This window comes from Citrobacter sp. JUb117 (assembly GCF_024809055.1).
GTDB lineage: Bacteria > Pseudomonadota > Gammaproteobacteria > Enterobacterales > Enterobacteriaceae > Citrobacter > Citrobacter gillenii.
Genome location: NZ_JANUFB010000005.1, coordinates 348,215 through 360,741 on the forward strand (window position 1 = coordinate 348,215; position 12,527 = coordinate 360,741).

Below are 12,527 nucleotides of genomic sequence, written 5' to 3' on the forward strand. Positions count from 1 at the left end.
ATGAATGCGCAGTACGGATTTTTTATCGACTCCGCCCGTTGCACCGGTTGCAAAACCTGCGAACTGGCCTGTAAAGACTATAAAGATTTAACCCCGGATGTTAGTTTCCGGCGTATTTACGAATACGCAGGGGGTGACTGGCAGGAAGATAACGGCGTCTGGCAGCAAAACGTCTTCGCCTATTATTTGTCGATCTCATGTAACCACTGCGAAGATCCGGCCTGCACTAAGGTGTGTCCGAGCGGAGCCATGCATAAACGTGAAGATGGCTTTGTCGTTGTTGATGAGGACGTGTGTATTGGCTGCCGCTATTGTCATATGGCCTGCCCTTACGGCGCACCGCAGTACAACGCGACCAAAGGACATATGACCAAATGTGACGGCTGCCATGACCGCGTTGCCGACGGTAAAAAACCCATCTGCGTTGAGTCCTGCCCGTTACGCGCGCTGGACTTTGGCCCCATTGATGAACTGCGCAAAAAGCACGGGACGTTGGCGGCGGTGGCTCCACTACCGGGTGCACACTTTACCAAACCGAACATTGTGATTAAACCCAACGCCAACAGCCGTCCAACCGGGGATACCACCGGTTATCTGGCAAACCCGAGGGAGGTGTAACATGGGCAATGGATGGCATGAATGGCCGCTGGTACTGTTTACGGTACTAGGACAATGCGTCGTTGGCGCGCTGATTGTGAGCGGGCTATGTTGGCTCTCCGCCAAAGATGATGCGACAAGACAGCGTCTCGTTCGCAGCATGTTCTTTCTGTGGGTGGTGATGGGCATCGGGTTTCTCGCCTCGCTAATGCACCTGGGCTCTCCACTGCGGGCACTTAATTCACTAAACCGGGTCGGTGCCTCGGCGCTGAGTAACGAAATAGCCAGCGGATCGTTATTTTTCGCCATCGGTGGCGTCTGGTGGCTGGTGGCTTTTCTCGGTAAAATGCCCGCAGCGCTGGGTAAAATCTGGCTGCTGGTGAGCATGCTCCTCGGCGTTGTATTTGTCTGGGCGATGACCCAGGTTTACCAGATAGAGACCGTGCCGACCTGGTATAATGGTTACACCACCGTGGCCTTTTTCATGACGGTGTTGCTGAGTGGCCCGCTGTTTGCTGCCCTGCTACTGCGTACCGTTCGCGTCTCATTTAACGCCGCGACATACGCCAGCATTAGCGTTCTGGCCCTGTTGGTTTGCATTGGGGTTATTGCTCTACAGGGCGTGTCGCTCGGTGAAATTCACAGTTCGGTGCAACACGCAACGGCGCTGGTACCCGAGTATGGCCGTTTGCAGGTTTGGCGCATCCTGTTGCTCGCCGCCGGTCTGGGTTGCTGGATTTGCCCCCTGATCCGCCGCAAAGAACCTCATATTACAGGTCTGGCGCTCGGCTTAATTCTCCTGCTTGCCGGTGAAATCATTGGCCGCGGATTGTTTTACGGTCTGCATATGACAGTCGGTATGGCTGTTGCAGGTTAACTCACGAGTGCGGGGAAGCCCGCACTTTTCAGGATTGTTTGCATGACCTCTTTTTCTCAACGTGACAACTTCTCCACCGCAGCGCGCGTGCTGGGTGCACTATTTTACTATGCGCCAGACAGCGCAGAAGCGGCCCCGCTCATTAGTGCGCTAAGAGCCAATGGCTGGCAGACGCAATGGCCACTGTCTGACGATACGCTGTGCGAACTGGTTAGCCAGTTTCAGATTGAAGCCGATGAATCACTCTCACAGGCCTGGCAGCGTTTGTTCGTTGGTCCGTACGCACTGCCTTCTCCGCCATGGGGTTCCGTCTGGCTGGATCGTGAAAACGTCTTATTTGGTGAATCCACGCTGGCATTGCGTCAGTGGATGCGCGACAACGGTATCCAGTTCGACATGCAGCAAAACGAACCCGAAGATCACTTCGGCTCTCTGCTGCTATTAACCGCCTGGCTTGCTGAAAATGGCCATCACAACGCGTGTGAACAACTGCTGGCCTGGCATCTGTTACCCTGGTCAGGTCGTTTCCTCGAAGTCTTTATCGAGAAAGCCGATCATCCGTTTTATCAGGCCTTGGGGGAACTGGCCCGACTCACGCTGGCGCATTGGCAGTCGCAGTTGCTGATCCCCGTCGCTGTGAAGCCATTATTTCGTTAATGCATCATTTGCACGCCTATCCCGACCTGCGCGCAATGCTTCGCCGTCTGGTGTTCGCTGCGCTGATTGGTATCCTGGCAGCACTGGCGGTGGCCGGGTTCCGCCACGCCATGCTGCTCCTGGAGTGGCTTTTCCTGAGTAATGATACCGGCAGTCTGGTTAATGCGGCGTCCAGTCTGTCACCACTGCGACGCATGCTGACCCCGGCTCTGGGCGGCCTTACCGCAGGCTTACTGCTGTGGGGCTGGCAGAAATTTAACCGGCAGCGCCCGCAGGCGCCTACGGATTATATGGAAGCACTGCAAACTGACGGCCAGTTTGACGTTAGCGCCAGCCTGGTGAAGTCGTTGGCGTCATTGCTGGTGGTCGCCAGCGGGAGTGCCATCGGACGTGAAGGCGCCATGATCTTACTGGCGGCGCTGGCAGCATCCTGTTTTGCACAACGCTTTACCCCACGCACGGAATGGAAGTTATGGATTGCCTGCGGTGCTGCCGCCGGCATGGCCGGTGCGTACCATGCGCCACTGGCCGGCAGCCTGTTTATTGCTGAAGTCCTGTTTGGCACGTTAATTTTGGCATCGCTGGGACCGGTTGTCGTCTCCGCCGTTGTCGCCTTGCTCACCACTCATTTACTCAGTGACAGCAACGCGCTGCTTTATACCGTGCATTTGTCGCGAGAGCTGCACGCGCTGGACTATCTGATGATTGTCAGTACCGGCGTGGCGGCAGGGATCTGCGGCCCTCTCTTTATGTGGCTGATGACCACCAGCCACACCGGTTTTTTACGCCTGAAACTTTCACCACCGTGGCAACTGGCGCTGGGGGGATTGATCGTTGGCGTGCTGTCGATATTCACACCAACCGTTTGGGGAAATGGCTACAGCGTGGTGCAGTCGTTTTTACTCTCCCCGCCGCTGCTTTCGGTTATCTCCGGGATTTTTATCTGCAAATTACTGGCTGTACTGGCCAGCAGTGGTTCTGGCGCGCCGGGCGGTGTGTTCACACCGACCCTGTTTGTCGGCCTGGCGGTTGGTATGCTGTTGGGTCGTCTGTGGGGATTCTGGCTTCCCGGTACAGATGAGATTGCGGTGCTGCTGGGATTAACCGGGATGGCGACGTTGTTGGCGGCGACAACGCACGCACCGATTATGTCTACGCTGATGGTCTGTGAAATGACCGGGGAGTATCGTCTACTCCCCGGCTTATTGATTGCTTGCGTCGTGGCTTCCGTGCTGTCGCGAACGTTACGCCATGACTCTATCTACCGACAGCACGCTGCCGAGCATTGACAGTCGGATATACTGAGACAGCTCTCGCTGCTCTGCGCGCGGCAGGTACGGCAACTCGCCGATCAACGGGGCAGGTAATTTCTTGCCGAGCACGTCGATGATTTCAGCGTAATGCGCCAATCCGGGGTTAATGCGGTTCGCTACCCAACCAATCAGCGGCAGTCCGTCACTGGCAATCGCCTGCGCCGTAAGGATGGCATGATTAATGCACCCTTCCTGAATCCCCACTACCATCAGCACGGGTAGCTGTTCCTGAACCACCCACTCCGACAACGGACGCAAATCGTTCATCAGACTGCGCCACCCGCCGGTCCCTTCGACCACCACGTGATCAACCTTTTCGCTCAGGCTGGCGAGTCCATTGGACAACAGGGTGTAGTTGATCGGGCCGCTATGCGCCACACTACTTTCGTCTTCGCTCAGCGCAATAGGATTGACCGCCTCGTACGGCAATTCCAGGGAAGAAACGCTTTGCAGCACCAGCGCATCTTTGTTCCGCAAGCCTTCCGGCGTCTCTTTGCTGCCTTTAGCCACGGGTTTATAACCCGCAACACATTTACCCCCTGACGCTAACGCTTGTAGTAATGCGCGGGAAACCACTGTCTTCCCAACAGAAGTGTCTGTACCTGTAATAAAGAAACGCTTCAGCATCACTAACTCCACCGTTATGCTTTGAAAATATAAGCCAGGAAAATAATACAGTGGAGAAAGTCTAAGGTAAGAGAACCTGAATCAGCTTGAGATAGCGCAATTTTTTGTACAACAGTTAAAAAATGTTAACCCTGTAATAGACGAATCAACAAAGAACCGTTATACATCGCGTCCTTCACGAGTGCGGCCCCTGCCATCGTTCCCTGATTGGTAAACTGTGTGCTCTCAACAACAATGTGCTTACTGTAGGCTGGCAACGCCTGTTGGCGAATACTGTCAGCAATGGTCGGAAACAGAATATCTGCGGCCTTGCTGAGCGGAGAACCGATCAAAATCTTTTGCGGGTTGAATAAATTCACCATGATGGCCAGAATGCGTCCCACATGCGTACCGACGCCGTTAATAATATCTTTCGCCAATAAATCACCCTGCATGGCGGCAAGGCATATTGAATCCACCGTCAACGGTTGGCCATGCAGTGAGGAGCTCATCGACTGCTTCAGACGCACCTGTGCGAGTTCAAGAACGCTGTCTACACTGGCTATCGTTTCCAGACACCCATGATTCCCGCAGTAACAACGCTTGCCATACGGGTCCACCTGCGTATGGCCAATCTCGACCAGACTGCTGCTGCCCGCATGCAGTAAATGGCCGTCGGTGATCACCCCCGCGCCCACGTTGTGGTCAATCACTACCTGAATCACGTCGCGGGCACCGCGCGATGCACCAAAAAGCGCTTCAGCCATGGTCCAGGCGCTGATATCGTGCTGAATGTATACCGGTACCCCGGTATGACTCTCCAGCGCGTCACCCAGTGGCATCTCTTTAACGTCATCGTAAAACGGCATGCGATGAACGATGCCATTCTCGGTATCGATAATGCCCGGCATGGTGATGGCAATGGACGTTAAGCGTTCAAGCTTTTGCTGATGACGAATGAAGAATTGATCGACCTGCGCAATCACACGATCGAGCAGCGGGATCTCGGAGACCAGCGCCATTTCAAGGCAATCTTCAACCACCAGTTTGCTGCTGAGATCGCGCAGTGCGAGAAAAATTTCGCCACGACTGATACGAATAGATAAGTAGTGCCAGGCTTCCGTCTCGACAACCAGGCCAACGGCCGGACGCCCACGACTCCCGGCTTCTTTGATTTCCAGTTCTTGCACCAAATGTGCTTCGAGCATTTCGCGGACAATCTTGGTAATACTGGCAGGCGCTAATTGCGCCAGGCGAGAGAGATCAATACGCGATACCGGTCCGAGCTGATCTATCAGGCGATAAACCGCGCCCGCATTGGTCTGCTTAATTTGATCGATATGCCCAGGCTGACTATCAGCAACCACCACTTACTCCCTTTATTTTCGCGCTCCGAAATAATCTGTAGGCTATGGTGAAGTACTTCAATGGTTTCCGTCAACTTTTTACTTAGTCGTGTGATTTACCGCACATTTTCACCGGTTTTTAAACTAATTTAAGCACGTTGTACCGCCGCTAAAAGCTGCTGGCGAAAGCGTTGCGCAGCATGGCTTTGCTCGCGATGTTTAGGCCACACCAGCCACATTTCAGATACAGCATCCTCTTCTGCTATCGGTACCCAACACATTTCATACAGCTGTACCCGTTTAAAGGAGGCTGGCAGAATAGACACCCCCAACCCCGCCGCCACCAGGCCGATAATGGTCATCGCCTCCCCGACCTCCTGAGTAATAGTCGGCTTCAGGTCGTAGCGACGCATCAGGCCGAGAATATCGTCATACAATCCGGTCCCCACGTGCGGGTCAAAAAAGACAAACGGCTCGCGGGCAAGTTCCGCCAGAGTAACAACCGGCTTTTGTGCCAATGGATGCGCTCGCGGGATCATCGCCATCAGCGGTTCGTGCAGGATAACCTCCCGGTGCAGAGTGTCAGGCAGTTGCGTATTGCGCAGCAGTCCCATATCCAGCGTCCCTTCGCTTAATGGGGCAATTTGCTCACGGGTATTCATTTCACGGGTTTGCATATGCACATCGGGGTAAGCCTGGCGAAAAAAGGACAGCGTATCTGACACCGCCTTAATAAACGGTGCTGAGGAGGTAAATCCGATACGCAACTCACCCGCTTCGCCCAAATGCAGACGTTCAGCTCTTGCTGCGGCTTCATTCACCAGCCCGAGGATCTGCCGACTGTCGGCCAGAAACTGCCTGCCTGCGGCAGTCAGCGCCACGCTGCGGTTGGTTCGCGCCAGCAATCTGGCACCCACCTGCTGCTCGAGGATTTGGATCTGTTGGCTCAATGGAGGTTGGGAAATGTTCAGCCGCGCCGCCGCACGGCCAAAATGGAGTTCTTCCGCAACCGCCACAAAGTAGCGCAGGTGACGCAGTTCAATATTCATATTTTTAAAATATTATTTGAGATTATTAATATATTAGACAGAATATTGTGATTTTAATACTCTAAAGACTAGTCCTGTATACCCAATGGATTTCATGTGAGCCGTACAACTACTGTCGATACTGCCCCGACAAGCGATGTTGATGAACAGATTATCTCCCCGCCAGATGCGTTTATAAAACGCGGCACCGCCTCTTTTATGCGCGTCACGCTGGCACTGTTTTCCGCCGGGCTGGCGACATTTGCCCTGCTGTATTGTGTACAACCGATCCTGCCGGTACTGTCCCATGAGTTTGGCGTATCGCCTGCCAGCAGCAGTATTTCACTGTCTATCTCCACCGCCATGCTGGCAATCGGTCTCCTGTTTACCGGCCCGCTTTCCGACGCCATTGGCCGCAAGCCGGTAATGGTCACCGCGCTCCTGCTGGCTTCCTGCTGCACCCTACTTTCAACGATGATGACCAGCTGGCACGGTATCCTGATCATGCGTGCATTGATTGGCCTGTCATTAAGCGGGGTCGCCGCGGTAGGTATGACCTATCTCAGCGAGGAGATCCACCCTAGCTTTGTCGCCTTTTCGATGGGGCTGTATATCAGCGGTAACTCGATTGGCGGCATGAGTGGCCGGTTGATCAGCGGAGTATTTACCGACTTTTTTAACTGGCGTATTGCGCTGGCGGCTATCGGCTGTTTTGCGCTGGCCTCCGCGCTGATGTTCTGGAAAATCTTACCCGAATCCCGCCACTTCAGACCGACGTCACTGCGGCCTAAGTCATTGTTTATTAATTTCCGCCTGCACTGGCGTGACCCCGGATTGCCGCTACTTTTCATGGTCGGATTCTTATTGATGGGGTCGTTTGTCACGCTGTTTAACTACATCGGCTACCGCCTGATGCTGTCGCCCTGGGAACTCAGTCAGGCGGTGGTCGGCCTGCTGTCCGTGGCTTACCTTACCGGTACCTGGAGTTCCCCCAAAGCAGGGTCAATGACCACCCGCTACGGTCGTGGCCCGGTGATGTTGTTCTCGACTGGCGTGATGCTCGTAGGCTTGTTGATGACGCTGTTCACCTCACTGTGGCTGATTTTTGCCGGAATGCTGCTCTTTTCCGCCGGTTTCTTTGCCGCACATTCGGTGGCCAGCAGCTGGATTGGTCCGCGCGCTAAACGCGCCAAAGGTCAGGCCTCGTCGTTGTATCTGTTCTGTTATTACCTGGGATCGAGCATTGCGGGTACGCTGGGTGGCGTTTTCTGGCATAACTACGGCTGGAACGGCGTCGGCGGGTTTATTGCGTTGATGCTGATCCTTGCGCTACTGGTGGGGTCCCGTTTACATCACCGTTTGCACGCCTGATTGTGATGCCCGGTATCGCCGGGCACACCGCATTACGTGGACGGCACGAATGCCTGGGCCGCGATTTGCATGCCCACCACCGTCCCGTTCATCAAGATATGCAGCATAATTGGCATCAGTATGCCGTTACTTTTAATTCGGGCATAAATCAGAACCAGTGACACGATAAACAACAGCAATAACGTCCTAAAATCCACATACTGCGTATGCATCAGCGCGAAAATGGCGGACACCACCGCTGACGTCAACCAGGTTTTATCCTTGAACCAGTACTGAAAGGCATTGAACAGGCAGCCGCGGAAAATCATTTCCTCATAAACCGGGGCAATAAATATCAGCGACAAACTCGACAGCCACAGCGCATAACTACGTAGTGATACCTGGGTTGTCACCCATTCTTCATTTTGTCTTATTCCCAACAGCCAGGGCCCGGCAAACTGCACCAGCAAAAGTGCGACAAATAAAATACCAAACCACGTCACGTTAAACGTGCCCTTTCCCAGACCTGCTCTTTTACTAAAAAAGAAATAATACAGCGGTACCAGCACAACGAACTCCACAGCAAACAGCAGTGGGAACAGTAATCCCTGCGCCTGTAACAGCGCGCTTTCAGCAAAAAAAATGGGGACAAACGTGAGGCCAAACATCAGAATAAACATCGAAAAACAACCGGATACTGCCCGAGTTCTGGCGATATAGTCACTACTGATTTCCTGTTGCATACCGGCTCCCTGCTAAAAGATTACGCCATAGTTTAAAACATCAAATTTTGTTTATGATAAAAAGTATCATTATCACTTACAAGCTACCAACATTTCGCATTCTCTGCCGAGGAATGGGTAAATGCGGTAAATCACGTTAGACTCACAGGTCTGGTCCAACAGAACGAGAACGAAAATAATGAGTAACAGTACGAATTACCAACAGCTCACCCGCACGTTCCAGCGGCTCTCTCGCTTCTCCCACCTATCGGCTATCGCCAGTTGGGACATGTTCACCATGATGCCTCCTGGTGGCAGCCAGGCCCGTGGCGAAGCGCTGGCGGAACTGAACGTCCTGGAACATCAACTGTTAACCGATCCTAAGGTCGCCACCTGGATTGCCGGCGCGCAACACGAAGAATTGAATGATGTTGAACAGGCCAATTTGCGAGAAATGTCGCGTCTGCATCATCAGGCATCATTGTTGCCGGAATCACTGGTTGAAGCCAAATCCCTTGCGGGTAGCCGCTGCGAACACGCCTGGCGCAGCCAGCGCCCGGCCAATGACTGGGAAGGTTTTGCTGAGAACCTGAAGGATGTGGTGAAGTACAGCCGCGAAGAGGCCAGGCTGCGTGCCGAGGCCAAAGGTTGTTCACCGTATGATGCGCTGCTGGATGTGTTTGAACCCGACATGACCAGCGCCCGCCTGGACGTGTTATTCGCCGACCTCAAAGGCTGGCTCCCGGACCTGTTAAGCAAGGTGGTCGCCAAACAGTCCCGGCAATCGTTAATCGCGCCGGTTGGCCCTTTCCCGACGGCGGTGCAGCGCGAGTTAGGCCTTGAGACCATGGCGCAGTTGGGATTCGACTTTGCGGGCGGACGGCTGGACATTAGCGCCCACCCATTCTGCGGCGGCGTACCGGAAGATGTGCGTATCACCACACGGTATGATGAAAACGAACTGCTGAGCGCACTGTTTGGCGTTATCCATGAAACCGGCCATGCCCGCTATGAGCAGAACCTGCCGCGTAACTGGTCCGGTCAACCTATCGCCCTGGCACGCTCGACCGCCATTCATGAATCCCAAAGCCTGTTCTTTGAAATGCAGCTGGGTCGAAGCAGCGCCTTCCTGACGCGGCTAATCCCGGCGGTGAAGCGGCATTTTGGCGATCAACCCGCCTTTGAAGAAAGCAATTTTATCGCCTGGAACCAGCAGGTGAAGCCGGGCTTTATCCGCGTTGATGCCGATGAAGTGAGCTACCCCGCCCACGTGATCCTGCGCTACGAAATCGAGCGAGCACTGATTAACGGCGACATTGAAGTCGATGATATTCCGGCCTTGTGGAATGAGAAAATGCAGGCGTGGCTGGGGCTGTCAACCATCGGCAATTACCGTAATGGGTGTATGCAGGATATCCACTGGACCGACGGTGGCTTTGGCTACTTCCCTTCCTATACCCTTGGAGCCATGTATGCAGCACAGTTGTTTAGTGCGGCAAATCGCGCGTTGCCGGGGTTAGAAACGGCCATTGCTCAGGGTGATTTCAGCGCACTGTTTGACTGGTTACGCCAGAACATCTGGCAGCACGGTAGCCGCTTTACCACCGAACAGCTGATTACGCAGGCCACCGGTGAACCACTCAGTAGCCGCTATTTCCGCGCACATCTGGAAGCCCGTTATCTGTAATTGCTTACCGTGAGTCATTGTACATATGGTTACACGCCGAAACCAATGACTCACGGAAGCCTTGATATTACAGCGATATAGTTATTTCAACGGCCCCGCAGTGGGGTTGAATGAAAAACCAAATCGAGGGTATGACAATGAAAAAAGTATTAGCTCTGGTTGTTGCCGCTGCTATGGGTCTGTCTTCTGCTGCATTTGCTGCTGAAACAACGGCCACCACGACTCCGGCCGCTGCAGCCACCACCAAAGCAGCCCCGGCTAAAACCACACATCATAAAAAACAGCACAAGGCGGCACCGCAGAAAGCGCAATCTGCCAAGAAACACACCAAAAAAACCACCGCTAAACCTGCTGCAGAACAAAAAGCACCAGAGCAAAAAGCACAGGCAGCTAAAAAGCACAGCAAAAAAGCCGTAAAACACGACGCAGCTAAACCTGCGGCTCAGCCAGCGGCATAATCCGTCAGAAATAACGCTGGCGTCCCCCACGCCAGCGCCTACGGCGCTAGCTCTTGTCGGTTTAGCGCCGCGTTCGGAGGGTAAAAGGGTGTCCCATTACCGCTTTGAGTTCATTCTTATTACACTGATAATTTGCGGCCTTATTGCCACGCACTTTTATCTTTCCTGAGTGTAGTTACCTGATTTTACTCCCACTTTCCCACCGTCCCGTCTATAGTATTCATTGAGGGTTTGCTTTTAATAATCATAATTCCCCACCAGAGTGTGATATGCATAAAACCATTGCGGTATTACTGGGTTCTATTTATCTTTCTCCTGGCGTTGCGCATGCGGATCGGCCAGCAACGCCCGCCACTGAAGCTGAAGACATTAAAACGCTCTTCTTTGGTCATGACGATCGCGTACAGATCCCAGACCCGACGCAATCTCCCTGGGACGCCATCGGACAACTGGAAACCGCCAGCGGTAACCTGTGTACGGCCACGCTCATTTCTCCGCATCTGGCCTTGACCGCCGGGCACTGTCTGTTAACGCCCCCTAAAGGCAAGCCGGATAAAGCCGTTGCGCTGCGCTTTGTGTCAAAAAAAGGCGGCTGGCGCTATGAAATCCACGGCATTGAGGCACGGGTTGATCCTTCACTTGGCAAGCGCTTAAAAGCGGATGGCGACGGCTGGATTGTGCCCCCTTCTGCGGCACCCTGGGATTTTGGTCTGGTGGTGTTGCGTTACCCCCCATCAGGAATTACACCGCTTCCCTTGTATGAAGGCGATAAAACCGCATTAACCGCTGCGCTGAAAGCCGTCGATCGCAAAGTCACTCAGTCAGGCTACCCGGAAGACCATCTGGACGATCTGTATGCGCATCAGGATTGTGTAGTGACCGGCTGGGCGCAAAACACCGTCATGTCTCATCAGTGCGACACGCTCCCGGGTGACAGCGGTTCCCCATTGATGCTGAAGACAGATGCGGGCTGGCAATTGATTGGTGTGCAGAGCTCCGCTCCGGCGGCGAAAGATCGCTGGCGGGCCGATAACCGCGCGATTTCGGTCACCGGTTTTCGCGATAAACTGGACGCGTTAGCGAAGGGATAACAACATGCTGCCCGCAGATACAGGCAGCATTTTTATCAGGCGAGTTTAATCATGATCATACCGGCCAGCAACAATGCCACGCCGATCCAGCCTTTATTATTCAGGCGCTGACCAAAAAGCACCCAGCCTGCGGCCAACGTGGCGGCAATCCCGAATCCCCCCCACAGGGCATAAGCAACGGAAAGGTCGATGCCTTTTACCGCCTGAGACAGCGCACTAAAGGCTGCCAGCACGGCGACCAATGACAGCACGCCATAGGCTTTACGACGAAAACCATCGGAAAATTTCAAAAAGACGTTAGCGACAATTTCCAGCACGATGGCCATCCCCAACCAGGCGCCGTGAACCCATTCAAACTGCTGCATGGGTCACCTCGCCCCTCGCTTTTGCTGGCTTTCGTGTGCCTGATTTAATCAGCACGATACCGAACACTAGCGAGACTAATCCGGCCACCTTCATCGCCGACAGGGTTTCGTCAAATAACAGCACGCTAAACAGCGTAATAAATAAAATACCGATACCTTCCCATAACGCGTAGGCCACGCCGAGGGCGATTTTTTTAACGGCGAAACTGAGAAAAATATACGATAAGGCGATCATTACCAGCATTAAAATAAAGCCCGCATTACCATTACCTACGCTTGCCCATTTCATCGACAGCGTACCTGTAATTTCAGCCGCAATGGCCAGACCTAATAAAATCCAGTAAAACATGATACTTCTCCTGCTAGAGAATAAAGTCCTTTGGGCTTACTGCATGCAGCAAACCAAAAAATAAAATCAGATAGCTCAGCG

General features: G+C 53.6%; 14 protein-coding genes. 8 read left to right on the top strand and 6 right to left on the bottom strand.

Translation table 11 applies throughout. The annotated features are described in order from the left end of the window. The 4 genes from M2374_RS13980 to clcB are packed head-to-tail and all read left to right on the top strand — an operon-like array spanning position 1 to position 3,420. Positions 1-618: a DMSO/selenate family reductase complex B subunit gene (locus M2374_RS13980; RefSeq protein WP_117343090.1), complete on the top strand. Its 618-nt coding sequence runs from the start codon at positions 1-3 to the stop codon at positions 616-618. Between the two features lies 1 nt (position 619). Further along, positions 620-1,474, top strand: a complete 855-nt coding sequence (locus tag M2374_RS13985) for a dimethyl sulfoxide reductase anchor subunit family protein (protein WP_181688147.1) — start codon at positions 620-622, stop codon at positions 1,472-1,474. A 42-nt stretch (positions 1,475-1,516) separates the two neighbouring features. Continuing rightward, positions 1,517-2,131, top strand: a complete 615-nt coding sequence (gene dmsD / locus M2374_RS13990; RefSeq protein ID WP_115258537.1) for a Tat proofreading chaperone DmsD — start codon at positions 1,517-1,519, stop codon at positions 2,129-2,131. After that, complete coding sequence (gene clcB / locus M2374_RS13995) at positions 2,131-3,420, top strand: voltage-gated ClC-type chloride channel ClcB (protein ID WP_181688148.1); 1,290 nt, start codon at positions 2,131-2,133, stop codon at positions 3,418-3,420. The genes dmsD and clcB overlap by 1 nt, the downstream gene beginning before the upstream one ends. Here the strand turns inward: clcB and bioD are convergent. The 3 genes from bioD to M2374_RS14010 form a co-directional block, all read right to left on the bottom strand. Beyond that, a complete protein-coding gene (gene bioD / locus M2374_RS14000; protein ID WP_096757100.1) occupies positions 3,376-4,071 on the bottom strand; it encodes a dethiobiotin synthase in 696 nt (231 codons plus the stop codon). The two genes, clcB and bioD, sit on opposite strands and share 45 nt — an antisense overlap. Before the next feature lie 125 nt (positions 4,072-4,196). Next, positions 4,197-5,417 carry a sugar metabolism global transcriptional regulator Mlc gene (mlc, locus tag M2374_RS14005; protein ID WP_115259946.1) on the bottom strand — a complete coding sequence of 407 codons (1,221 nt, stop codon included), beginning with the start codon at positions 5,415-5,417 and terminating at the stop codon, positions 4,197-4,199. Between the two features lie 128 nt (positions 5,418-5,545). Beyond that, positions 5,546-6,445: a LysR family transcriptional regulator gene (locus M2374_RS14010; RefSeq protein ID WP_115258538.1), complete on the bottom strand. Its 900-nt coding sequence runs from the start codon at positions 6,443-6,445 to the stop codon at positions 5,546-5,548. Between the two features lie 96 nt (positions 6,446-6,541). Between M2374_RS14010 and M2374_RS14015 the strand changes: the two genes are divergently transcribed. Continuing rightward, a complete protein-coding gene (locus M2374_RS14015; RefSeq protein WP_181688149.1) occupies positions 6,542-7,795 on the top strand; it encodes an MFS transporter in 1,254 nt (417 codons plus the stop codon). 32 nt (positions 7,796-7,827) lie between these two features. Here M2374_RS14015 and M2374_RS14020 read toward each other — a convergent pair whose 3' ends face one another. Further along, positions 7,828-8,517 (bottom strand): CPBP family intramembrane glutamic endopeptidase, encoded by a 690-nt coding sequence (locus M2374_RS14020; RefSeq protein ID WP_181688150.1) that lies wholly within the window; start codon positions 8,515-8,517, stop codon positions 7,828-7,830. A gap of 178 nt (positions 8,518-8,695) precedes the next feature. On the opposite strand from M2374_RS14020, the gene M2374_RS14025 reads away from it, so the two are divergent. The 3 genes from M2374_RS14025 to M2374_RS14035 all read left to right on the top strand — a co-directional run bounded on the left by M2374_RS14025 (position 8,696) and on the right by M2374_RS14035 (position 11,732). Next, a complete protein-coding gene (locus M2374_RS14025; protein ID WP_115258540.1) occupies positions 8,696-10,183 on the top strand; it encodes a carboxypeptidase M32 in 1,488 nt (495 codons plus the stop codon). Between the two features lie 137 nt (positions 10,184-10,320). Next, entirely contained in the window at positions 10,321-10,641 is a 321-nt protein-coding gene (gene asr / locus M2374_RS14030) for an acid resistance repetitive basic protein Asr (RefSeq protein WP_115259947.1), read from the top strand. A 269-nt stretch (positions 10,642-10,910) separates the two neighbouring features. Continuing rightward, positions 10,911-11,732 carry a serine protease gene (locus tag M2374_RS14035; protein ID WP_181688151.1) on the top strand — a complete coding sequence of 274 codons (822 nt, stop codon included), beginning with the start codon at positions 10,911-10,913 and terminating at the stop codon, positions 11,730-11,732. Between the two features lie 35 nt (positions 11,733-11,767). Here M2374_RS14035 and mdtI read toward each other — a convergent pair whose 3' ends face one another. Next, the gene (mdtI, locus tag M2374_RS14040) at positions 11,768-12,097 is read right to left on the bottom strand and encodes a multidrug/spermidine efflux SMR transporter subunit MdtI (protein ID WP_040233868.1); all 330 of its coding nucleotides are present in this window, start codon (positions 12,095-12,097) and stop codon (positions 11,768-11,770) included. Then, positions 12,084-12,449 carry a multidrug/spermidine efflux SMR transporter subunit MdtJ gene (gene mdtJ / locus M2374_RS14045; protein WP_170972989.1) on the bottom strand — a complete coding sequence of 122 codons (366 nt, stop codon included), beginning with the start codon at positions 12,447-12,449 and terminating at the stop codon, positions 12,084-12,086. Before mdtJ ends, mdtI begins: the two co-directional genes overlap by 14 nt. Positions 12,450-12,527 lie beyond the last annotated feature (78 nt).